Below are 21,982 nucleotides of genomic sequence, written 5' to 3'. Positions count from 1 at the left end.
GGGACGGGGTTCCGGCGGGTGGCGCGCCGGGGGCGTCCTGAGTTGTGAACACGGGTGGGTGGGGTGGAGTGGGCGGGTTGGCTGGGTGTCCCGTTCTCAGGAGCGCTGCGGTGTGTCGGGGCCTGGGGAAGGCGGCACGCCGGATGAGTCCTGAGTGAGGGAAGGGGGGGGGCGGTGAGGTGAGGTGTGCCGGTCAGGCGGGGAGCTCCAGCACGCCGTCGACGCGGCGGGGGAGACGCAGCGGGTTCGACTCGTGGAGCGCCTCCGGGAGGACGTGCTCGGGGGCGTCCTGGTAGACGATCGGACGCTGGAACCGGCGCACGGCGGTCGCCCCGACGGAGGTGTGGAGGGAGGTGGTCGCCGGCCACGGACCACCGTGGTGTTGCGCCCAGCCCACCGCGACGCCCGTCGGCCAGCCGCCGAAGAGCACCCGGCCGGCGAGCGGTTCGAGCCGCGACACCAGCTCGGCGACGTCCTCGTCCGCAGCCGCGTGCACGGTGGCGGTCAGCGCGCCGCCCACTGCAGCCAGGACCGCGTGCAGCTCCGTCTCGTCGGCGTACTCGATGACGAGCGTCGCCGGTCCGAAGATCTCCTCGAGCAGGACCGCCGGGTCCTCCAGCACGGTCACGGCGGTCGTCGCGAGGACCGTCGGGACACCCGACTCCGGCGCTCCCGCGTCGCCACCGAGGAGCGTGCGCACACCCGGGTGCGCGGCGGCACGAGCAGTACCGCTCGCGTAGGCGTCGGCGATACCGGGCGTCAACATGCGCCCCGCAGCCGTGCCGCTCGCTGCGGCGGCGACGAGTTCGGCGAACCCGCTGCCGGCAGGCACGAGGACGAGGCCGGGGTTCGTGCAGAACTGACCGACCCCGAGGGTGAACGATGCGGCCAGCCCGCGCGCGAGAGCCGCGGCACCGTCGGCGAGCGCCGCCGCCGTGATCACGACCGGGTTCGTGCTGCCGAGCTCCCCGTAGAACGGGATCGGCGCCGGCCGCTGTGAGGCGAGGTCGAACAGGGCCCGGCCGCCGGCGAGCGAGCCGGTGAACCCGACCGCGGTGATCGCCGGGTGCCGGACGAGCGCGGTGCCCTGCTCACGACCCTCGACGAGCGCGAACGTGCCCTCGGGTGCGCCGGCGTCGCGCAACGCCTCGGTGACGATTTCTGCGGTCAGTCGGGAGAGCCGCGGGTGCGCCGAGTGGGCCTTCACGATCACCGGGCAGCCGGCGGCCAGCGCCGACGCGGTGTCACCGCCGGCGACCGAGAACGCGAACGGGAAGTTCGAGGCGCTGAACACGGCGACCGGGCCGGTCGGTCGCAGCATCCGTCGCAGCTCCGGCTTGGGTGGGGTGGCTGCGGGGTCGGCGTGGTCGACGACGACCTCGAGGAACGCGCCGTCGCGCAGGACGGTCGCGAACAGGCGCAGCTGCCCCGTCGTCCGGGCGACCTCGCCCGTGAGCCGCGCGGTCCCGAGGTGGGACTCCTCGTCGGCGAGCGCGACGAGCTCGGTGACCCGCCCGTCGAGGGCGTCGGCCACGGCTTCGAGCCAGGCGGCGCGCGTCGAGGGTGACGAGGCCGCAAGCAGGGGCGCTGCCGTGGCGGCGAGTGACGCGGCCTCATCGACGGTCGTGGTGGTGCTGGCGGTGTTGGTGGTCATGATGACTCCTCGGGAGTGGTGTGGTGTCGGCGGAACGGACCGGCGGCCGGACGGCGTGGTTCAGCGGGCGGTGTCGGCCTCGGTGGGGTGCTCGCGGATGACGAAGCCGAGCCCGGGCCGGGCCTCGACCCGGGCCCAACCCCGGCTGATGGTGACCGGTCCTGGCGCGTCGATGGCGCCGATGGCGACGAAGTCGGCGTCCTCCACGTCCTCGATCTCGACCGTCTGCGGGAGGGCGAGGGCGAGCTGCCCCGAGAGGTCGGGGAGGAGGTGCGGGGCGAGGATCAGCCCGGCGTCCTCGACGAGCTCGGCGATCCGCAGGAACGGGGTGATGCCACCGACGCGGACGACGTTGGGTTGCAGGACGTCGGCCACGCCACGGTCCACGAGGTCGCGGAACCGATGGATCGTGTGCACGTTCTCGCCGAGGGCGATCGGGATGTCCGTCGCCTGATGCAGCCGTTCGTAGCCGGCGGTGTCGTCGGAGCGCAGCGGCTCTTCGATCCAAGCGGGGTCGACGACGCTCAGCCGTTCGAGTGCTGAGGTCGCCCGCTCGAGGTCCCAGCGCTGGTTGGCGTCGATCATGAGCCGGCGGTTCGGGCCGAGCAGTTCGCGCGCCATGGTGAGGCGGTCGAGGTCTTCGGCGACGTCGGGTTTGCCGACCTTCACCTTCACCGCGTCGTGGCCTGCCGCGATCCATCGCCCGACCTGCGCCGCGAGGGCGTCGGCGTCGAGGTGTAGGTTGACGCCGCTCCCGTAGGCGCGGACGGTCTCACGGCGACGACCGAGCAGCTCTGCCAGCCCGAGGCCCGCCCGCCGCCCGCGGAGGTCCCAGAGCGCCGTGTCGAGCCCGGCGAGTGCGATGGTCGTGATCCCGCCGCCGCCGGCCTCGTGCAGGTGGGCCCACAGCTGCGGCCAGAGGATCTCGGGTTCGGTGGAGGAGCCGAGGGCGGCGGACGTGATGTCGTCATCGAGCAGGGCTCGGACCGCGGTCGCGCCGATCGTCGGCGTCCACGTGAAGCCGGAACCGGTCGCGCCCTCGTCGTCGACGACGTCCACCCGGACGAGGTGCAGCCACGGCGCTTCCGGCACCCATGGTCGCGGCATCGTGAACCGCTGCAGGGTGGTGGTGATCGAGGCGATCGCCGGCATCGTCAGCGCCCGGCTGCGAGGGTCGCGTGCTCGGCGACGAGGTCGGCGCCGGTCGCGAGGAGCGCCGCCAGCCGGTCGGTCTGCTCCGGTGTCGGGTCGACGAACGGCGACCGCACCGAGCCGACGGGCAGGCCGCCGAGCCGGACACCGGCCTTGATGAGCGACACCGCGAACCCGGGCGTCTCGTCGCGGAGGGCGACGAGGGGGCGGTAGAACTCGCGGAGCAGGCGCTCACGAAGGGGTTCGTCGTGGTCGGTGTAGGCCCGGTAGAACAGGGTCGCGAGCTCCGGCAGCATCGCGAAGACCGCGGAGGAGTAGAGCGGGATGCCGATGCCCCGGTAGGCCGCCTGGGTGAGCTCCGCGGTGAGGAGGCCGTTGAAGAAGGCGAAGTCCTCGCGACCCTCCTCGTGCACGGCGAGCACGATGTCCTGTGCAGCGGCGACGTCGCCGACGCCGTCCTTGAAGCCGACGACCTGCGGGTTGCGCGCCAGGTGACGCATCGTCTCGGTGGTGTACCGGGCGTTGTTGCGGTGATAGACGATCGCCGGGAGGCTCGTCGCAGCGAGGACGTCCTCGACGTACCCCTGCAGCCCGCGCGCCGGGCCGGTCACGAGGTACGGCGGCATGAGGAGGATCGCGTCGGCTCCGGCGTCCTCGGCCGCGACGGCGAGTTCCTTCGCGATCGCCACGCCACCCCCGGCCCCGGCGATGACGGGCACGGCCCCGTCGACGACCTCGACCGTCCGTCGGACCACGCGCGCGGCCTCCGAGGGTGACATCGCGTGCAGCTCGCCCGTCCCGCAGGCGGGGAAGACGCCGCCGGGCCGGTGGTCGAGTCGCGACTCGAGGTGGGTGCCGAGGAGACCGAGGTCGACCTCGCCCGCCGCATCGAAGGGGGTGATCGGGAAGTACAGGACGCCGTCGAAGGCGAGCGGTGCTGGCATGGTGGTGGTCCTCGTCATCTGGTGGTCGTTGACGGCGTGTGCGTCTGCGTCTGCGCCGGGGTGGTGGTCTGGGTGTCGGTCGTGGCGTGGTGTCGCGGGCGGCCGTCGGCGGCGAGCAGACCGTCGAGGCGGGCCCGCTCCGTGGGGCTGAGCGCCGACCGCCAGTCGTGTCGAGGCCGCCACCCGAGGTCGGCGGTCGCCTTCGCGCTGCTGAACGCGGCGCTGCGGTCGTCGAGCGTCTCGGCGAAGCCGGCGGCGCTCGGCACCATGGCGGGCAGCAGCGCCGACAGCGGTTCGAGGGCGAGGGCGTCGTCGGCTCCGACGAAGTACACCGCACCGGAGTGCGGGGCGGCGGCGTGCTCGACCCAGGCCGCGACGAAGCGGCCGGCGTCGCGGGCGTCGACGTAGTTGTAGAGGGAGACGGCCGCGAGCGCAGGATCGGCGAGCCGGTCGACGATCGTGTGCCCCTGTTGCGTCGGTGCGCCCTCCCACTCCTCGGGGGAGACGACGAAGCACGGGCGGAACGCACCGGTCACGACCGCGTCGCCGTGGGCTCGGGCGAGCATCGCGACCGTCGACTCGATGGCCACCTTCGACAGGGCGTAGGCGTTCCACGGGGCGACGGAGTGGGTCTCGGTGAGGGGGAGGGCCTCGGGTGCCCAGCCGTGCGGGGCCCCGTACCCGATGACGGTCGGGCTGCTCGCGGCCAGGACCCTCGTGGCTCCGGCGGCGATCCCGGCGGTGAGGACGGTGAAGGCCAGGGACTGGTTCACCGACAGGATGACGTGTTCGGGAGCGCTGAACGGCACGGCGATCGCGGCCAGGTGCACCACGGCGTCGGGCTGCAGGGCGGCGAAGCGTTCGTGGGTGGCGTCGTGGTCGAGCAGCTCGGCCACCACGCCCTCGACCCCGGGGAGTCCGGGGTCGGAGCGGTCGACGGAGACGACGTTGTGGCCGGCCGCGACGAGTTCGGTGGCGACGCTCCGCCCGAGTCGTCCGGCACCGCCGGTGACGATGATGCGCATCGGTGTCCTCTCTGACAGCGCTCGCGTCGAGGTGCTCGACGTCGAAACCGAGAAACCGGTTTCTCCGAGGAACCCTATATGATGATTGCCAACCGCACCACCCGGCACGACCCGAGCGAGGACGCATGAGCAACCGGTTACCGACGGCTGGCGCCACGCCGACCATCTCCGACGTCGCCCGGCATGCCGAGGTCTCGAAGGCGACGGTCTCGCGGGTCCTCAACGGCAAGGCGACCGTCGACGCCGAGATCGCCAGCCGGGTCCTCGCCGCGGTGGACGCCCTCGGCTACCAGCCGAGCATGCTCGCCAGGAACCTGTCGCTCGGGCGCACCAACACCGTCGGCGTCGTCGTGCCCGACCTCGAGAACCCGATGTTCCAGGAGATCCTGCGCGGCGTGACCCGGGCGGCCGCGGCCGACGGCTACCGCGTCCTCGTGACCGACACCGAGGAGGACCCGACCGACGAGGCCGCCGCCGCCCGGGAGGCCCGCCGACGGTGCGACGCGATCGTCCTGTGCTCACCGCGCCTGGCCGAACCGGAACTGCGCGCCCTGCTCGCCGAGCTGCACCCGGTGGTCCTCGTCAACCGCGAACTCCCCGACTCGCCGGTGCCTTCGGTGTCCATCGACTACGCGAGCGGGATGGAGCAGGTGCTCGCGGAGCTGTCCGCGCTCGGGCACCGGCGCGTCGTGTACCTGGCCGGGCCGGCCGCCAGCCAGGGCGACCGCCTCCGCCGGGTCGGTATCACGCGTGCGGTCTCCGCGCACCGGGAGCTCACCGTCGACGTCGTCGCCGCGGGATCCGCGCTCGTCGACGGCGCCGCGACCGTGGACGCCGTGCTGGCGCTGGACGCGACCGCCGTGGTCGCCTTCAACGACCTCGTCGCCCTCGGACTCGTGTCGGCGCTGCGCCAGGCCGGCGTGTCCGTACCGGCCGCCCTGAGCGTGGTCGGGTTCGACGACATCCCCTTCGCCGCCTTCGCCGTGCCCGCGCTGAGCACGGTGTCCGTCCCGCGCCGCGAGCTCGGCGCCGAGGCCTGGACCCGCCTCCGCGACACGATCGGAGGCGCGGCGGGCGGCCACCCGCTCGTCTTCCGCCCACGGTTCGTCGCGCGGGAGAGCACTGCGGCGCCGCGGGCCGCGGGCGGGGTCGCCTGGGCCGCGGCCGAGGAGCCGAACGGCCTTGTCGCCCGGCTCGGTGGTCGTGAACTGCTCGTGCTGCACGACGGCGGTGGGCTCGCTCAGGCGGACGCCCCGCGACCGTTCGCACACCCTGTCACCTCCCTGGCCGGAACCGTCGTCACGGAGTCGGCACCCGACGACCACCCGCACCACTTCGGGCTCTCGATGGCCGTCGCCGACGTGGACGGCGTCTCCTACTGGGGCGGGCGCACCTACGTCGCCGGGCAGGGCTCGACGCTGCTCGACAACCACGGGGTCCAACGGGTGGTCGAGGTCGAAGCCGGGACACAACCAGACCCCGGCACGCTGCGGCAGACCGTGGACTGGATCGGACGGGACGGGACGACCCAGCTGCGGGAGTCGCGCGTCACGGTCGTCGAGGAGATCGCACTCCCGACCCCGACCGCCGACGACGGCGCCGACCGCGCGGACGATATCGCACCCCGCTCGGCCCTGCGCGTCCTGGTCTCGAGCACCCTCAGGGCCGTCACCGGGGTCGTGACCATCGGATCGCCGGCCACGAACGGACGCGAGGGCGCCGCCTACGGGGGCTGGTTCTGGCGGCTGCCGGCCGGCGCTCGACGATCGGTGCTCAGCGCCGACGGACCCGGCGAAGCGACCGCCCACGGTTCCCAAGCGGCCTGGGTCGCGTTCGTCCTCGACGCCGACTCCGAAGACGCGGCACCCGACAGCGCAGCACCCGGCGACACCCGCGGGCGAGCGGTCACCGTGCTCTTCCGACAGCCGGGCGAGCAGCGCTTCCCCTGGTTCCTCCGCGCCGCCGAGTACCCCGGTGTCGGCGTCTCGCTCGCCACCACCAGCCGCACCACCATCACCGCCGAGACCCCGCTGGTCACCGGTCTGGAGGCGGTCGTCGTCGACGCCGCACTCGACGCCGGGCAGGCCGCGGCCATCCACCGGGCGCTCCTCGCCGCCGAGGACCGCCCCACCACCCAGCGACCCACCACCGGGAGTGACGCATGACGACCTCGAACCAGCAGCACGTCCCCACCGTCGTGGTGGTCGGCATCCACGGCCACGGCGCCAGCCACGTCGACGCGGCCAGAGCGCTCGCCGAGACCGGTGCGATCCGGCTGGTCGGCCTCGTCGACCGCGCCTTCACGCCCGAGGACCACGCGGCCGGTGACGCCCCGCTGTACGAGTCGCTCGACGACTGCTTCGCCGCCGGGCAGGTGGACGTCGTCATCCTCTCCACGCCGATCCACACCCACCTCGACCTCGCCGTCGCGGCCCTCGAACACGGAGCCGACGTCCTGCTCGAGAAACCGCCGGTCACGTCGAACGACGAGCTCGACCTCCTGCAGGCCGTCGCTGAGCGGACCGGCGGACTCGTGCAGGTCGGGTTCCAGAGTCTCGGATCGCACGCGATCGGCCAGATCACCGAGCTCGTCGCGGCCGGGGAGATCGGCGCGGTCACGGGGCTCGAGGCGACCGGGACCTGGGTCCGCACGATCGGGTACTGGACCCGCGCCGCGTGGTCGGGTCGGCGCACCCTGAACGATGTGCCGGTCGTGGACGGGGTCGTCACGAACCCGCTCGCGCACGCGGTGCAGACCATGCTCCGACTCGGTGGGGTCACGGACCGCGCCGCGATCGCGACCATCGAGCTCGACCAGTATCGGGCGAACGACATCGAGGCCGACGACACCTCCGTCGTCCGCATCACGCCGCGCAGCGGTCCGATCATGACGGCGGCGGTCACCCTCTGCGCCGAGGACACCACCGACCCGGTCGTCACGGTCCGTGGCGAGCGCGGGGCGATCCGGTTCCTCTACACGAAGGACGTCGTCGAGGTCGACCTCGAGGATCAGTCCGTCCGGCGGTGGACGACCGACCGGACCGCACTGCTCCCCGACCTCCTCCGAGCCCGGGCGGCTGTCCGCGCGGGTGGGGAGGCGTCGCTCGTCAGCTCGCTGGCCGACGCCTCCGCCTTCACCGCGGTCCTCGACGCCGTGCGGTCGGCACCCGCCCCGCACCCCATCCCCGCGGAACTCGTCGACTGGCGCGGGACGGGCGAGGACCGCCACCCCGTCATCCCGGGGATCGAGCGGTTCGTCGCCGAGGCCGCCACCACCGGGAGCACCTTCGCCGAGCTCGGCACACCCTGGGCACGTCGATGAGCGACGCGCGGCCGGGTCCCGACGAGGACGACCGTCGGCGCAAGCACGCCCGCCTGGTGGAGCTGCTCGACGCGCAGGCCGCCCGGGTGATCGTGCTGCGCTCGGCGGCGGCGGTCAGCTGGTACCTCGACGGCGCCCGCGTCCACGTGAGCCTCGCGGCCGATCCGATCGTCGCGGTCGTCGTCTCGCGTGACGATGCGTGGCTCGTGGCGACCTCGAACGAGGCCGAGCGCCTGCAGGCCGAGGAACTCCCGGACATCCGCGTCACGACCGTGCCCTGGCACACCCCGATCGACTCGGTGCTGCCGAGCGGCGCCGGGGTGCTCCAGGAGTCGGACGTCCCAGCCGGACTGCGGGCGGCGCGGGCCTCGCTCCTCCCAGCCGAACTCGAGCGGTTCCGCGCGCTCGGCCGGGAGACGACCGCCGAACTCGAGACGCTCATCGGACGGCTCGATCCGAGCTGGACGGAGCGCGCGGTGGCGGCGGACCTCGCCGCGCGGCTGGTCGCCGCCGGGATCGATCCGCTCGTGCTCCTCGTCGCCGGGACGGACCGCCTCGCGCACCGGCATCCGCTCCCGACCGACGGGCTGCTGGGCTCCCGCGCGATGGTCGTCGCCTGCGGGCGCCGGGACGGGCTCATCGTCAATCTCACGCGGTGGTTCGACGAGGACGGCTCCGCCCCGGAACCCGTCGCCACCGACATGCGTCGGATCCGAGCCGTCGAGCGCGCGTACCTCGACGCGACGGTGCCGGGCGCGACCCTCGCCGACGTCTTCCGCGCGGGCACCGCGGCCTACGCCACCCAGGGCTTCGACCCCGAGGAGTGGACCAGGCACCACCAGGGCGGCGCCGCGGGCTACGCGGGACGTGACCCGCGCGCCTCCCCCGACACGACCGATGTCGTACAGCCGTGGCAGGCGTTCGCCTGGAACCCGACCGCGCCAGGGGTGAAAGTCGAGGACACCGTCGTGGTCACCCCGGACGGGGTCGAGGTCCTGACCGACGCCGGGGCCGGCTCCACCGCCGTGGAACGTCCCCTCGTGGCAGGCTGAGGCCATGGCACCGCACATCGTCATCGCCCCTGACTCGTTCAAAGGCACCGCGACCGCCGCCGAGGTCGCCTCGGCGATCGCCGACGGTTGGCGCTCCGTCCGGCCCGAGGACACCGTGCAGCTGTTGCCGATGGCCGACGGCGGCGAGGGGACGCTCGACGCCTTCGCTGCCGCCGTGCCCGGAGCGCGGCGACACCCGATCACCGTCACCGGTCCGGTCGGCGACGCGGTGGAGGCCGAGTGGCTCGAACTGCCCGACGGCTCGGCGGTCGTGGAACTCGCCCAGACGAGCGGGCTGACCCTGCTCGACCCGCTGCAGCCGTTCGCAGCGCACACGACCGGGTTCGGGGAGGCCATCGCAGCGGCGCTCGATCACGGCGCCCGTCGCCTGCTCCTCGCGATCGGCGGCAGCTCCAGCACGGACGGCGGTGCCGGGCTCCTCACCGCACTCGGGGTGCGGCTCCAGGATGCGGACGGTGGTGGGGTGATGCCGGGGAACGCGGGACTCGCGACGCTGGACCACCTCGACCTCGAAGGTCTGCGAGCACTGCCGGACGGCGGGGCGGTCATCCTCAGCGACGTCACCAACCCGCTGCTCGGTGACCGCGGGGCCGCTGCCGTCTTCGGCCCGCAGAAGGGCGCCACCGCCGAGGATGTCACGGTGCTCGACGCGAACCTCGCGCGGTTCGCGAGCCGGGCCGCCGCGGCGTTCGGCGCGGAGCAGGCGGAACGTGCCGCGGTCGAACCCGGCGCCGGAGCGGCAGGCGGTGCCGGCTACGGCCTCCTGCTCTGGGGTGCGACGGCCACCTCGGGCGCGACCGGCGTCGGTGACGCGATCGGCCTCCCCGCCGCAGCGGCGACGGCCTCGGTCGTCATCACCGGCGAGGGGCGCTTCGACGACCAGACGGCAGACGGCAAGGTCGCCTCCCACGTCGCCGGCCTCGCTCCCGGCCGGACCATGCTCGTCGCCGGTGCCGTGCAGGCACCGACGGAGGGGCTGTTCGTCGACGCCGTCTCCCTCACCGAGCTCGCCGGCGGGGTCGAGGCCGCGATGGCCGAACCGCTCGTGCACCTGCGTGCGGCAGGGGCGGCACTGGCTGCGCAGCTCCGCCCCTGATCACGTCGTGCGCGGCATGCGTCACGCGGTGACGTCGATGAGGACCTTCCCGATCGTGTCGTCCTCGACGGCGGCGTGGGCACCGGCCGTGTCGGCAAGCGGGAACACCGTCAACGGCAGACCGTGCTCACGGCCCACGTCGAGCGCGCCGGCTTCGATCGCCGCCGTGACGTCCTCGGCGGCGGCCTGGAGTGCCGCGTCGCCAACGGTGTAGAGCAGCATGAACTGGAGCCGCGTGTTGAGGCCCATGTGCGGCCGGATGTCGAGCGTGACCTGGTCGCCGCCGTTGTTGGCGTAGCTGACCACCGTGCCGCGCGGGGCGAGGACGGCCTGGTCGAGCTCGAGGTTCTGCGCGATGGCGACCTCCACGACGAGGTCGACGCCCTGCGGTGCGACCTCGCGGATCGCCGCGGCGGTGTCGCCCTCGCGGTAGTTGACGACGTGGTGGGCTCCGGCGGCGGTCGCGAGCCGGGCCTTCTCGTCGCTGCTGATGGTGCTGACGACCGTCGCGCCGGCCCAGCGTGCGAGCTGGATCGCCGCGTTGCCGACGGCACCTGCGCCGCCCTGGACGAGGACCGTCCGGCCGTCGAGCGCACCGGGGGAGAGCCGGGTCGGGCCGTCCTGCGCCACCGTGAGCGCGCGGTGCGCGGTCATCGCCGGGACGCCGAGGCTCGCGCCGAGTTCGAAGGAGGCGGCGTCGGGCAGCGGGACCACCCGGGCGACGGGCTGGACCGTGAACTCCTGCGCGGTGCCGAGCGGGCTCTCGTGGGCTGCGAGGTACACCCAGACGCGGTCGCCCACGGCGAAGGTCGGGGAGTTCGCGTCGTCGGAGGCGGGGCCGACCGCGTCGATCACGCCGGCACCGTCGAGGTTCGGGACGACCTCCGGGAAGGGCATCGCGCCCGAGGGACCGCCGCCGCGCCTGGTCTTCCAGTCGGTCGGGTTGACGCCCGAGAACGCGAGCTTGACGCGCACCTCGCCGGGGCCGGGCTCCGGGATCTCACGCTCGACGAGCTGGAGGACGGACGGGTCACCGTTGGTGGAGTAGATGATGGATCGCATACCCGGCCCAACGCCTCCGCCGACCGGAAGATTCCACGCGCTTCGACAGGCTCAGTGACCGAAGCCCGGCTGGTCCCTGAGCCTGTCGACGGGCGGCCGCCTCAGGCGCGAGCGGCGTACTGCTCGCGCGCGACCCCCGAGGTGTCGACCGCGTCCGCCGGTGCACCGGCGACGTCGTCGGTGCCGGCCATCGGCCACGCCGGGCGACCGCCCGTCAACGCCCACGCCGCCTGCACGGCCGCGCCGTCGGCGACGTACTCACCGGGGGCGGGCACCACGACCGGCACGTCGAACACCTCACGGGCGATCGCCTGCACGGCCGGGTTCTGCGCGGCGCCGCCGATGAGGAGGACCCGCTCGGCGCTGACACCCTGCGAGAGCACGGCGTCGAGGCCGTCGGCGAGGCCGCAGAGCAACCCTTCGATCGCCGCCCGGGCGAGCCCTTCGCGCGTCGTCGACTCGAGGGTCATGCCGAACAGCGTCGCCGTCGCGTCGGGTCGGTTCGGGGTCCGTTCCCCCTCGAAGTACGGCTGCAGCACGAGGCCCCTGGCGCCGGCTGGGGCGTCGAGCGCGAGTCGGCCGAGCTCGGTGTGGTCGACGCCGAGCAGCGCGGCGACCGCGTCGAGGATCCTGGCGGCGTTGAGGGTCGCGATGAGCGGCAGGAACGCGCCGTCCGCCGAGGCGAAGCCCGCGACGGTCCCGGAGGGGTCGCGCACGACCGCGGGGGTCACGGCGAACACGGTCCCGCTCGTGCCGATCGACACGACGACGTCGCCGGCCGTGGCGCCGAGCCCCAGCGCGGCGCCCGCGTTGTCGCCGGCACCGGGGCCGATGATCGTGTCGGCGCCGACCAGGCCACCGTCGATCCCGGTCCCGGCCGACTCGTCCGGTCCGAGCACACGGGGGAGGATCGCGTCGTGTCCGAGTGCCGCGACGAGCAGCTCGCGGTCGTACTCGCCGTCCGCTGGGGACCAGTAGCCGGTGCCGGAGGCGTCGGAGCGGTCGGTCGTCAGTTCGGCGAGATCTGCGCCGAGTGGGCTCTCCTCGACCGGGCCGAAACCGCGCAGCCGCCAGCTCAGCCAGTCGTGGGGGAGGGCGACGGCGGCCACCTCGGTCGCGTTGGCCGGTTCGGCGTCGCGCAACCAGCGCAGCTTCGTGATCGTGAAGGAGGCGACGGGGACGCAGCCGGTGCGCCGGGCGAGCTCGTCCGCGCCGAACTCGGCGATGAGGTCCGTGGCTGCCGACGCGCTCCTGGTGTCGTTCCAGAGCAGTGCCGGACGGATGACGCGGCCGTCGACGTCGAGCGCGACCATGCCGTGCTGCTGGGCGGCGACGGACACGGCGGCGACGTCGTCGAGACCGCCCGCTGCCGCGGCCGCCTCCTGCAACGCCGCCCACCACGCGGCCGGGTCGACCTCGGTGCCGGCCGGGTGCGAGGCCCGTCCCTCGCGGAGGAGCGCTCCGGTGTCGGCGTCACGGATGACGACCTTGCAGCTCTGGGTGGATGAATCGATGCCGGCGACGAGCGTCATCGCTCTCCCTGTTCTCGGTGGTGGGGCGGTCGGGCGACCGCCTGGACTGGTGTCGGTGGAGACGCGGACGGCGTCCCGTCCCCTGATCCTCTCGGACCGGAGGACGGAACGCCATCCTGGTGGGGTTCCCGTCTAGCGGGCACCCATGAGGTGCTCGACCGCGAGCTGCTGCAGGCGGACGAACCCGAAGCCCTTGCCGCCGAAGTACGCGTCGGCGTCGAAGTCCTCCGAGGCGGAGCGGTCGGCGAGCAGCTGCTCGACGGTCTCGCCAGGGTTGAGCGTCGGCTCGCGCAGCTCCGGGACGCGCGAGGCTGCGAGTGCCTCCTGGACCTCGGGGTCGGCGCGGAACGCCTCGGCCCGCTCCTTGAGCAGGAGGTACATGCGCATGTTGGCCGCCGCGGAGTCCCAGACGCCCGTGATGTCCTCGGTGCGGCTCGGCTTGTAGTCGAAGTGGCGGGGGCCGTCGTAGGCCGGTCCGCCGTCCGCTCCGCCGTGCTCGAGGAGGTCGACGAGCGAGAACGCGTTCTGGAGGTCGCCGTGGCCGAACACGAGGTCCTGGTCGTACTTGATGCCTCGCTGGCCGTTCAGGTCGATGTGGAAGAGCTTGCCCTGGTAGAGCGCCTGGGCGATGCCGGCCGTGAAGTTGAGGCCCGCCATCTGCTCGTGGCCGACCTCGGGGTTGATGCCGACGAGCTCCGGGCGTTCGAGCGTCTCGATGAACGCCATGGCGTGGCCGAGGGTCGGGAGCAGGATGTCGCCGCGCGGCTCGTTGGGCTTCGGCTCGATCGCGAAGCGGATGTCGTAGCCCTTGTCGGTGACGTAGTCGCCGAGGAGGTTGACGGCCTCGCGGTAGCGCTCGAGCGCGGCCTGCACGTCCTTCGCGGAGTCGTACTCGGCGCCCTCGCGGCCGCCCCACATGACGAAGGTCTTGGCGCCGAGCTCGGCGGCGAGGTCGAGGTTGCGGAGCACCTTGCGGAGGGCGAAGCGACGCACCGCGCGGTCGTTGGAGGTGAAGCCACCGTCCTTGAACACGGGGGCGCTGAAGAGGTTGGTGGTGACCATCGGGACGATGACGCCGGTGTCGGCGAGAGCCTGCTTGAGGCGGTCGATCTGCTTCTGCCGCTCGGCGTCGGTCGAGCCGAAGGCGAAGAGGTCGTCGTCGTGGAAGGTGAGGCCGTAGGCGCCGAGCTCGTTCAGGCGGGTGACGGCTTCGACCACGTCGAGGTCGGGGCGGGTGGGGCCACCGAACGGGTCGGTCCCGTTGTAGCCGATCGTCCAGAGGCCGAACGAGAAGCGGTCGGCTTTGGTGGGGGTGAGAGGCATGCGGATGATCCTTCAGCGTCGTTGGCGAGCGGATGATTTGTTGTTAACCACAACTTATGGTCGAGAATAGCAGATCGGGCTTCCGGCGTCACGGCTCGTTCCGTGCGAAATATTTCGTTAGCATGGCGTGAACTTCTCGACGACGCGACGGCCGCCCGGCCCGACGGCGAGGGATCGGAGGATCCGGATGAGTGACGACGTCGCGGTGCAGCTCGGTGGGACCGGAGGGCGCGCCACCCTGTCGCGGATCGCGCGCGAGGCGTCCGTCTCGGTGTCGACGGCCTCGAAGGTGCTCAACGGGCGCCCGGGGGTGTCGCCCGACACCCGCGAGATCGTCGAGCGCCTGCTCGACCGCCACGGCTACAGCCGGCGGGGCGCCGAGCTCGCCCAGGGCTCGCTCATCGAGCTCGTCTTCGAGTACATCGACAGCTCGTGGTCGCTCGAGATCATCCGCGGGGTCGAGAAGGTGGCCAGGCAACACGGGATGAGCGTCACGCTCACCGAGACGGGTGCCAGGCGGTCGACGGGTGAGGGCTGGGTGGAGAGCATCATCTCGCGGAAGCCCGTCGGGGTCATCCTCGTGTTCTCCGACATCGACCCCGCCTACCGCCGGCAGCTGCACACGAGGAACATCCCGGTGGTCGTCGTCGACCCGGCGGGCGACCCGGGCCCGGACGTCGCCGCGATCGGCTCCACGAACTGGTCCGGCGGCATGGCGGCCACCCGCCACCTGATCGAGCTCGGGCACCGCAGGATCGGCCTGATCTCGGGGCCCGAGGACCTCATGTGCTCGCGGGCCAGGGTGTCCGGTTACCGCTCGGCGCTCGAGGAGGCCGGCATTCCGCTCGACGAGTCGATCCTCCGGCGCGGGGAGTTCGTCCCGGAGGCCGGGCGCGTGCTGGCCCTCGAACTCCTGCAGCTCGACGAGCGCCCGACCGCCATCTTCGCGGGCAACGACATGCAGGCCTTCGGCGTGTACGAGGCGGCGCGCTCCCTCGGTGTCTCGATCCCCGAGGAGCTGTCGGTCGTCGGCTATGACGACGTCCCGCCCGCGAAGTGGGTCGGGCCCGCGCTCACGACGATCCGACAGCCGCTCATCGAGATGGCCGAGGAGGCGACGCGGCTCGTGCTGAAGCTCCGCTCCGAGACGGTCGACAACATCCGCCTCGACCTCGCGACCTCGCTCGTCGTCCGTGGGTCCACCGCACCACCGGCCGCCTAGCCTGATCGGCCACCCGTCCGTCCGCTCGTCGAAGCCGCCCGGCCTGCCCAGGGCTGACTCGCGAAAAGTTTCCAATGGGCGAGGGAGAACTTGCGGCCGGTTGTGGGCCGGGGCTAGCTTCAGGGTCACCGCAGCGACGCGATCCGGATCACCGGGGCCCGCGGCTGCGCGGACAGCTCGGGAGCGTCACACATGGGTGGAAGCGGACAGCCGGAACTCCGGGTCGCGATGATCGGCTACGGCTTCATGGGGGCCGCGCACTCGCAGGCCTGGCGCACCGCACCACGCTTCTTCGACCTCGACGCCGAGCCCGTCATGGCCACGATCGTGGGGCGCAACCCGGAGGCGCTGGAGGCGGCCCGGGCGAAGTTCGGCTGGCAGTCGGCTTCGACCGATTGGCGCAGCGTCGTCGAGGACCCGTCCATCGACATCGTCGACGTCTGCACGCCGGGGTCCTCGCACGTCGAGATCGCCATCGCCGCCCTCGAAGCCGGGAAGCACGTGCTCTGCGAGAAGCCCCTGGCCAACAGCGTCGAGGAGGCCGAGCTCATGGTCGCGGCGGCCGAGGCGGCCAAGGCCCGCGGCGTCCGCTCCATGGTCGGCTTCAGCTACCGTCGCGTGCCGGCCATCGGCTATGCCCGCCAGCTCATCGCCGAGGGTGCGCTCGGCGACGTCCGCCAGATCCGCGCGCTCTACCTCCAGGACTGGTTGACGGATGCGGAGGGCCCGATGACCTGGCGTCTCGACAAGGACCAGGCCGGTTCCGGTTCCCTCGGCGACATCGGTGCCCACGCCATCGACCTCGTGCAGCACCTGACCGGAGCGCAGCTCGACACGGTCAGCGGGACGCTCGCCACTTTCGTGACGGAACGGCCCCTCCTCGGCGAGACGGTGGGCCTCAGCGGGACCGCCTCGGACGAGCGCGGCGCGGTGACGGTCGACGACGCCGCCTGGTTCACGGCGAAGCTCGTCGGCGGCCTCGCGGACGGTGCCATCGGGGCGTTCGAAGCGACCCGGTACGCGACCGGCCGCAAGAACGCACTCCGCATCGAGTTGAGCGGCTCCCGCGGCGCCATCGCGTTCGACCTGGAGCGGATGAACGAGCTCGAGGTGTACGACGCGACCGCCCCCGCCGGTAAGCAGGGCTTCACCCGCATCGTCGTCACCGAGCCGGAGCACCCGTACATGGCCGCCTGGTGGCCGACCGGTCACGGCATCGGCTACGAGCACCCCTTCTCGCACCAGGTGCGCGACCTCGTCCAGGCCATCACCGCTGGCACCGATCCCGAACCGTCCTTCGCCGAGGGCCTGCAGGTCCAGCGCGTCCTCCGCGCCGTCGAGCGCAGTGCCGGGAACGGCAGCGCCTGGACCCCCACGAACTGATCCGACCCATCGCACCACCAGCAGCAGCACCCACCAAGGAGAGAACGCAATGACGCTTCGTACTTCACCTCGCCGTCGGACCCGGATGGCCGCAGTCGCCCTCGGCGTCTCGGCCCTCATGCTCGGCGCGACCGCCTGCTCGAGCGGTGGTGGCGCCCCGAGTGGCAGTGCCACGCTCTGGGGCCTCACCGGCACCGACGAGGACACCGTCCTCGGCCCGTCGCTCAAGGAGTGGAACGCCGCCAACGCCGACGGCCAGGTCGCGCCGACCTACTTCCAGAACGACGCCTACAAGACCAAGATCCGTACCGCGGTCGGTGCGGGCAGTGCCCCGACCATCATCTACAGCTGGGCGGGCGGCACCCTGAACTCTTACGTGGACGCCGGCAAGGTCGCCGACATCACCTCGGAGACCGCGGACGCGAAGGGCAAGTTCCTGGAGTCCGTCTGGAACCAGGGCGTCATCGACGACAAGGTCTACGCGGTGCCGATGAACGCCACCACGCCGATCATGTTCTATTACAACAAGGACGTCCTGAAGTCGGCCGGCGTCGAGGTCCCGACGACCTTCGACGAGATCGTCGACGCGATCCCGAAGCTCAAGGCGGCCGGTGTCGCGCCGTTCTCCCTCGCCGGTGCCTCGAAGTGGCCGTCGCTCATGTGGGAGGAGTACCTCGTCGACCGCGTCGCGGGCCCCGAGGCGTTCAACAAGATCATGGCCGGTGAGGCCGACGCGTGGAGCGATCCCGGCATCATCGAGGCGAACGAGAAGATCCAGGAGCTCGTGAAGGCCGGTGCGTTCGTCGACGGCTACGCCTCCGTCACCGCGGACAGCAACGCCGACGTCGCGCTCCTCTACACGGGCAAGGCGGCCATGATGCTGCAGGGCGCCTGGGTCATGACGACGTTCAAGCAGCAGGCCGCGGAGTTCGCCGAGAAGGGGCTCGGCTACACGACCTTCCCGGCCGTGACCGGTGGCAAGGGCGACCCGTCGAACATCGTCGGCAACCCGTCCGGCTACTTCTCCATCTCCGCCGCGGCGACGAAGGAGCAGAAGGCCAGCGCGCTCAAGTACCTGACCGAGGGCGTCTTCGACAAGGGCTACATCGACCGCATGGTGAAGGCCGGCCAGGTGCCGCCGATCACGGACATCGACGCGGAGATCGCGGACGCCGGCGGCGACTTCGGCACGACCGTGTACGACCTCACGAAGAACGCCAAGAACTTCCAGATGTCGTGGGACCAGGCGCTCCCGCCCGCACAGGCGACCGCGCTGTTGACGAACCTCGACCAGCTGTTCAACCTGCAGATCACCCCCGAGGAGTTCTCCGACAACATGAACAAGACGATCGGGCAGTGATCCTCCGATGACTGCAACCCGTCAACTGCACGGGGCCGGAGGGGCCGGTGCGGCAGCGATGCGCCGCCGCACCGGCCCCAGTGGCTGGATGGTCGCGCCGGCGCTGGGCTTCTTCCTCGTCTTCGCGATCATCCCGCTCATCGTCGCCCTGTACCTGAGCTTCACCCGCTGGGACGCCATCACGGATCCCGCGTGGGTCGGTCTCGACAACTGGGCCTCCGTCCTCGTCGACCCGGTCGCGATCGACGCACTCGTCCTGACGCTCAAGGTCATCGTGATCTCCTGGGTCGTCCAGACACCGATCAGCCTGCTGCTCGGCACGTGGACCGCGGGGAAGCAGCGCAACCGGGCGGTGCTCGGAGCGATCTTCTTCCTGCCGCTCCTGCTGTCGTCCGCGGCGACCGCCATCGCGTTCAAGGCGATCCTCGACCCGAACTTCGGCCTCTCGGCGTCGCTCGGCATCCCGTTCCTCAAGCAGGACTGGTTGGGCAACCAGCAGCTCGTCCTGTTCGTGGTGATCTTCATCATCGCGTGGCAGTTCGTGCCGTTCCACACGCTCCTCTTCCAGGGCGGCGTCCGACAGATCCCCGCGTCGCTCTACGAGGCGGCGGAGATCGACGGTGCCGGGACGATCAAGCAGTTCTTCCACATCACGCTCCCGCAACTGCGGTACACGCTCGTGACGTCGTCGACGCTCATGATCATCGGATCGCTCACCTACTTCGACGTGATCTTCGTGCTCACCGGCGGGGTCCCGAGTGCGGGCACCCGCATCCTCCCGATCCTCATGTACGTGACGGGCTTCTCCGCGAGCCAGTTCGGGCAGGCGAGTGTCATGGCGATCATCCTGGCCGTCATCGGTCTCGCCATCGCGCTGCTCCTCACCAAGCTGAGCGGCTTCGCCAAGATGGACAGTCAGCAGGAGGGCCTCTGATGTCAGCCACCAACCCACTCACGAAGCCCGGCGCCCTGCCGACGGGGAGCCTCGACACCGTCAGCGTCTCCACCGCGGGTTCGCGACGCGGTCGCCCGGCCGAGCACGAGACCAGAGGCCGACGTCCCCGTGGCGCGCGACGGAAACCGAACATCGTCGGCGGCATCGGCGCCTGGATCTGGCTGCTCATCATCGTGCTGCCGATCTACTACATCGTCATCACGAGTGTGCGTCCGCAGGCCGGGTTCTTCTCGAGCAACCAGCTCATCCCGCCGACCGATCCGACGCTCGACGGCTACGCGCTCGTCCTGCAGAGCGACTTCTTCCTGTACCTCGGGAACAGTGTGATCATCACCGTCGCGAGCGTCGCGGTCACCGTGTTCGTCTGCCTCATGGCGTCGTACGCGATCGTGCGCACCAACTCGCGGTTCACGAGGGGAGCGTTCTCGTTCTTCCTGCTGGGGCTCGCGATCCCGCTGCAGGCGACGATCATCCCGCTGTTCTACATGCTCAGCAAGGCGGGACTGTACGACACCCTCCTGGCGCTGATCCTGCCCTCCATCGGGTTCGCGGTGCCGGTCACCGTCCTCATCCTGTCGAACTTCATCCGGGACATCCCGAAGGAACTATTCGAGTCGATGACCGTGGACGGTGCGTCGAGCTGGCGGACCCTCGTGTCGCTCGTGCTCCCGCTGGCCCGCCCGGCGATCGTCACCGTGGCGCTCTACAACGCGCTCAACGTGTGGAACGGCTTCCTGTTCCCGCTCGTGCTGACGCAGTCGCCGAGCAACCGGGTGCTGCCGCTGTCGCTGTGGACGTTCCAGGGCTCGTTCAGCGTGAACGTGCCCGCGGTGCTCGCCGCCGTGGTGCTGTCGACGCTCCCCATCTTCATCCTGTACCTGTTCGGCAGACGGCAACTGATCAGCGGCATGACCGCCGGCTTCAGCAAGTGACGCCCGGCCGACCGACACCGAACCCGACATATCCCCCGAGAGGAATACATGACTGACAAGCAGGCCCTCGTGGTCCGAGGTGGTTGGGACGGGCACATGCCCGTCGAGACCACCGCGGCCTTCATCCCCTTCCTGGAGGCGAACGGGTTCACCGTGCGCGTCGAGGACGGGACCGCCGTCTACACCGATGCCGACTACCTCGACACCGTCGACCTCATCGTCCAGATCAACACCATGAACACGATCGAGCCTGAGGAGTTCGCGGGCCTCCAGCGGGCCGTCCTCAACGGCACGGGGATGGCCGGTTGGCACGGCGGGATCGCGGACTCGTACCGGAACAACGCGGACTACCTTCACATGATCGGCGGGCAGTTCGCGCACCACGCCGGCAAGGATCCGGCGGAGCGCACGGGGGAGCAGTCCGACAACTACATCCCGTACACCGTGCACATCACCGAGTACGGCCGGCAGCACCCGATCACCGAGGGGATCGCGGACTTCGACCTCGTCACCGAGCAGTACTGGGTGCTGAGCGACGAGTACAACGACGTGCTCGCGACGACGACACAGGAGGTGCGGCCCTGGGACGCGTGGAACCGTCCCGTCACGGCCCCCGCCATCTGGACGCGCCACTGGGGGAAGGGCCGGATCTTCGTCTCCGCGCCCGGCCACCGCATCGAGATCGTCGAAGAACCCAACGTCCGCACCATCATCGAACGGGGCCTGCTGTGGGCAGCACGCTGAACGACACACCCACGACCACCGGGGGATCGGTCCTCCGGGTCGGCGTCATCGGCGTCGGCAACATCTCGCGGCAGTACTTCGCCGAGTTCCCCAAGTTGCCGAACCTCCGGCTCGTCGTCGTCGCCGACCTCGATCTCGCACGGGCCGCCGAGGTCGCGGCCGAGCAGGGCGTCCGGTCCTCGAGCGTCGACGAGTTGCTCGCCGACCCGGAGGTCGACGTCGTCCTGAACCTCACCATCCCGGCAGCCCACGCGGAGGTCGCCCGCCGTGCCCTCGAGGCGGGGAAGCACGTCTACGGCGAGAAGCCGCTCGCACTCTCCACGGCCGAGGCGCGACCGGTGCTCGAGCTCGCGCGCGCGAAGGGGTTGCGGGTCGGCAGTGCGCCCGACACCGTCCTCGGCTCCGGTGTCCAGACGGCGCTCGCCGTGCTCGACGCCGGAGCCATCGGCCGGCCGATCGCGGCGGCGGTCGCGTGGAGTGCGCCGGGTCACGAACTGTGGCACCCGGCACCCGCGTTCTACTACCAGCCGGGCGGCGGTCCGCTGCTCGACATGGGGCCGTACTACCTGACGAGTCTCGTGTCGTTCTTCGGTCCCGTCGTGCGGGTGTCGGGCGCGGTCGCGCGGTCGGACCGGGAGCGGACGGTCGCCACGGGTGCGCTGGCCGGCACGCCGATCCCGGTGCACGAGCAGGTCGACACCCACGTGACGGCGATCCTGGAGCATGCGAACGGTGTCGTCTCGACGGTGACCGTGTCGTTCGAGGTGTGGGCCAGCCGGGTGCCGCTGTTCGAGGTGTACGGCACCGCCGGGACCGTCGCGGTGCCCGACCCGAACCGGTTCTCCGATCCCGTTGAGCTCTCGACCGCGGACGACCGCACCTGGCGTGCGGTGCCCGACAGCGCGGGCTTCGTCGACGCCGGACGCGGGGTCGGGCTGTCGGACCTCGCCGAGGCGATCGAGCAGGACCGGCCACACCGGGCCTCGGGGGACCTCGCGTTCCACGTGCTGGAGATCATGGAGGCGATCATCGTCGCCGGGCGTGAGCACCGGGTCGTGGATCTGACGAGCACCGTGGAGCGTCCCGAGCCCGTGCAGCAGACGGTCGCCGTCGGCTGACGCCTGGTCCCTGAGCCCACGACCTCGGTCCCTGAGCCTGTCGACGGGCGGTCCCGGGGACCTGCCACCTCGGTCCCTGAGCCGA

Annotated in this window: 18 protein-coding genes; 11 read left to right on the top strand and 7 right to left on the bottom strand. The window is 71.7% G+C overall.

Features of this window, described 5'->3' with window-relative positions:
* Positions 1-193: 193 nt before the first annotated feature.
* Genes ASE44_RS00865 through ASE44_RS00850 form a run of 4 tightly spaced genes read right to left on the bottom strand, consistent with a single transcriptional unit; the run spans position 194 to position 4,775 of the window.
* Positions 194-1,654, bottom strand: coding sequence for an aldehyde dehydrogenase (NADP(+)) (locus ASE44_RS00865; protein WP_056776546.1), 1,461 nt, complete (start codon positions 1,652-1,654; stop codon positions 194-196).
* A 60-nt stretch (positions 1,655-1,714) separates the two neighbouring features.
* A complete protein-coding gene (locus ASE44_RS00860; RefSeq protein ID WP_056014202.1) occupies positions 1,715-2,806 on the bottom strand; it encodes a mandelate racemase/muconate lactonizing enzyme family protein in 1,092 nt (363 codons plus the stop codon).
* Between the two features lie 2 nt (positions 2,807-2,808).
* Complete coding sequence (locus ASE44_RS00855) at positions 2,809-3,750, bottom strand: 5-dehydro-4-deoxyglucarate dehydratase (protein ID WP_056014727.1); 942 nt, start codon at positions 3,748-3,750, stop codon at positions 2,809-2,811.
* Positions 3,751-3,764: 14 nt separating this feature from the next.
* Positions 3,765-4,775 (bottom strand): NAD(P)-dependent oxidoreductase, encoded by a 1,011-nt coding sequence (locus tag ASE44_RS00850; RefSeq protein WP_082455578.1) that lies wholly within the window; start codon positions 4,773-4,775, stop codon positions 3,765-3,767.
* A gap of 125 nt (positions 4,776-4,900) precedes the next feature.
* Here ASE44_RS00850 and ASE44_RS18130 point away from each other — a divergent pair, with 125 nt between their 5' ends.
* Genes ASE44_RS18130 through ASE44_RS00830 form a run of 4 tightly spaced genes read left to right on the top strand, consistent with a single transcriptional unit; the run spans position 4,901 to position 10,266 of the window.
* Positions 4,901-6,940 (top strand): DUF6807 family protein, encoded by a 2,040-nt coding sequence (locus tag ASE44_RS18130; protein WP_082455576.1) that lies wholly within the window; start codon positions 4,901-4,903, stop codon positions 6,938-6,940.
* Positions 6,937-8,097: a Gfo/Idh/MocA family protein gene (locus ASE44_RS00840; RefSeq protein WP_056776543.1), complete on the top strand. Its 1,161-nt coding sequence runs from the start codon at positions 6,937-6,939 to the stop codon at positions 8,095-8,097. Before ASE44_RS18130 ends, ASE44_RS00840 begins: the two co-directional genes overlap by 4 nt.
* Entirely contained in the window at positions 8,094-9,149 is a 1,056-nt protein-coding gene (locus ASE44_RS00835; protein ID WP_056776541.1) for a Xaa-Pro peptidase family protein, read from the top strand. The genes ASE44_RS00840 and ASE44_RS00835 overlap by 4 nt, the downstream gene beginning before the upstream one ends.
* A 4-nt stretch (positions 9,150-9,153) precedes the next feature.
* A complete protein-coding gene (locus tag ASE44_RS00830; protein WP_056776538.1) occupies positions 9,154-10,266 on the top strand; it encodes a glycerate kinase in 1,113 nt (370 codons plus the stop codon).
* Between the two features lie 21 nt (positions 10,267-10,287).
* Here the strand turns inward: ASE44_RS00830 and ASE44_RS00825 are convergent, their stop codons facing one another.
* From ASE44_RS00825 to xylA, 3 genes are all read right to left on the bottom strand, one after another.
* Positions 10,288-11,328, bottom strand: a complete 1,041-nt coding sequence (locus ASE44_RS00825; protein WP_056776535.1) for an NADPH:quinone reductase — start codon at positions 11,326-11,328, stop codon at positions 10,288-10,290.
* 101 nt (positions 11,329-11,429) lie between these two features.
* Entirely contained in the window at positions 11,430-12,860 is a 1,431-nt protein-coding gene (locus ASE44_RS00820; protein WP_056776533.1) for a xylulokinase, read from the bottom strand.
* A 132-nt stretch (positions 12,861-12,992) separates the two neighbouring features.
* On the bottom strand, positions 12,993-14,183 hold the full coding sequence (xylA, locus tag ASE44_RS00815; protein ID WP_056776530.1) for a xylose isomerase: 1,191 nt from the start codon (positions 14,181-14,183) through the stop codon (positions 12,993-12,995).
* Between the two features lie 187 nt (positions 14,184-14,370).
* On the opposite strand from xylA, the gene ASE44_RS00810 reads away from it, so the two are divergent.
* From ASE44_RS00810 to ASE44_RS00780, 7 genes are all read left to right on the top strand, one after another.
* The gene (locus tag ASE44_RS00810; RefSeq protein ID WP_056776527.1) at positions 14,371-15,405 is read left to right on the top strand and encodes a LacI family DNA-binding transcriptional regulator; all 1,035 of its coding nucleotides are present in this window, start codon (positions 14,371-14,373) and stop codon (positions 15,403-15,405) included.
* Positions 15,406-15,597: 192 nt separating this feature from the next.
* A complete protein-coding gene (locus ASE44_RS00805) occupies positions 15,598-16,788 on the top strand; it encodes a Gfo/Idh/MocA family protein (protein WP_157579741.1) in 1,191 nt (396 codons plus the stop codon).
* 49 nt (positions 16,789-16,837) lie between these two features.
* On the top strand, positions 16,838-18,148 hold the full coding sequence (locus tag ASE44_RS00800; protein ID WP_056776519.1) for an extracellular solute-binding protein: 1,311 nt from the start codon (positions 16,838-16,840) through the stop codon (positions 18,146-18,148).
* 7 nt (positions 18,149-18,155) lie between these two features.
* A complete protein-coding gene (locus ASE44_RS00795; protein WP_056014229.1) occupies positions 18,156-19,082 on the top strand; it encodes a carbohydrate ABC transporter permease in 927 nt (308 codons plus the stop codon).
* Complete coding sequence (locus tag ASE44_RS00790) at positions 19,082-20,035, top strand: carbohydrate ABC transporter permease (protein WP_082455574.1); 954 nt, start codon at positions 19,082-19,084, stop codon at positions 20,033-20,035. The genes ASE44_RS00795 and ASE44_RS00790 overlap by 1 nt, the downstream gene beginning before the upstream one ends.
* 48 nt (positions 20,036-20,083) lie before the next feature.
* Positions 20,084-20,779 carry a ThuA domain-containing protein gene (locus ASE44_RS00785; protein WP_056776516.1) on the top strand — a complete coding sequence of 232 codons (696 nt, stop codon included), beginning with the start codon at positions 20,084-20,086 and terminating at the stop codon, positions 20,777-20,779.
* Complete coding sequence (locus ASE44_RS00780; RefSeq protein WP_082455572.1) at positions 20,764-21,897, top strand: Gfo/Idh/MocA family protein; 1,134 nt, start codon at positions 20,764-20,766, stop codon at positions 21,895-21,897. Before ASE44_RS00785 ends, ASE44_RS00780 begins: the two co-directional genes overlap by 16 nt.
* Positions 21,898-21,982: the final 85 nt, after the last annotated feature.

Source organism: Plantibacter sp. Leaf1, assembly GCF_001421315.1.
Taxonomy (GTDB): Bacteria; Actinomycetota; Actinomycetes; order Actinomycetales; family Microbacteriaceae; genus Plantibacter.
The sequence above is the reverse complement of the archived record's forward strand: the minus strand, read 5'-3'. Positions and strand labels throughout refer to the sequence as shown.

What these genes read in the sequence shown, in the direction of transcription:
- ASE44_RS00865 (WP_056776546.1), bottom strand. Translation starts at nt 1,654, where the DNA reads ATGACCACCAACACCGCCAGCACCACCACGACCGTCGATGAGGCCGCG.
- ASE44_RS00860 (WP_056014202.1), bottom strand. Translation starts at nt 2,806, where the DNA reads ATGCCGGCGATCGCCTCGATCACCACCACCCTGCAGCGGTTCACGATG.
- ASE44_RS00855 (WP_056014727.1), bottom strand. Translation starts at nt 3,750, where the DNA reads ATGCCAGCACCGCTCGCCTTCGACGGCGTCCTGTACTTCCCGATCACC.
- ASE44_RS00850 (WP_082455578.1), bottom strand. Translation starts at nt 4,775, where the DNA reads ATGCGCATCATCGTCACCGGCGGTGCCGGACGACTCGGGCGGAGCGTC.
- ASE44_RS18130 (WP_082455576.1), top strand. Translation starts at nt 4,901, where the DNA reads ATGAGCAACCGGTTACCGACGGCTGGCGCCACGCCGACCATCTCCGAC.
- ASE44_RS00840 (WP_056776543.1), top strand. Translation starts at nt 6,937, where the DNA reads ATGACGACCTCGAACCAGCAGCACGTCCCCACCGTCGTGGTGGTCGGC.
- ASE44_RS00835 (WP_056776541.1), top strand. Translation starts at nt 8,094, where the DNA reads ATGAGCGACGCGCGGCCGGGTCCCGACGAGGACGACCGTCGGCGCAAG.
- ASE44_RS00830 (WP_056776538.1), top strand. Translation starts at nt 9,154, where the DNA reads ATGGCACCGCACATCGTCATCGCCCCTGACTCGTTCAAAGGCACCGCG.
- ASE44_RS00825 (WP_056776535.1), bottom strand. Translation starts at nt 11,328, where the DNA reads ATGCGATCCATCATCTACTCCACCAACGGTGACCCGTCCGTCCTCCAG.
- ASE44_RS00820 (WP_056776533.1), bottom strand. Translation starts at nt 12,860, where the DNA reads ATGACGCTCGTCGCCGGCATCGATTCATCCACCCAGAGCTGCAAGGTC.
- xylA (WP_056776530.1), bottom strand. Translation starts at nt 14,183, where the DNA reads ATGCCTCTCACCCCCACCAAAGCCGACCGCTTCTCGTTCGGCCTCTGG.
- ASE44_RS00810 (WP_056776527.1), top strand. Translation starts at nt 14,371, where the DNA reads ATGAGTGACGACGTCGCGGTGCAGCTCGGTGGGACCGGAGGGCGCGCC.
- ASE44_RS00805 (WP_157579741.1), top strand. Translation starts at nt 15,598, where the DNA reads ATGGGTGGAAGCGGACAGCCGGAACTCCGGGTCGCGATGATCGGCTAC.
- ASE44_RS00800 (WP_056776519.1), top strand. Translation starts at nt 16,838, where the DNA reads ATGACGCTTCGTACTTCACCTCGCCGTCGGACCCGGATGGCCGCAGTC.
- ASE44_RS00795 (WP_056014229.1), top strand. Translation starts at nt 18,156, where the DNA reads ATGACTGCAACCCGTCAACTGCACGGGGCCGGAGGGGCCGGTGCGGCA.
- ASE44_RS00790 (WP_082455574.1), top strand. Translation starts at nt 19,082, where the DNA reads ATGTCAGCCACCAACCCACTCACGAAGCCCGGCGCCCTGCCGACGGGG.
- ASE44_RS00785 (WP_056776516.1), top strand. Translation starts at nt 20,084, where the DNA reads ATGACTGACAAGCAGGCCCTCGTGGTCCGAGGTGGTTGGGACGGGCAC.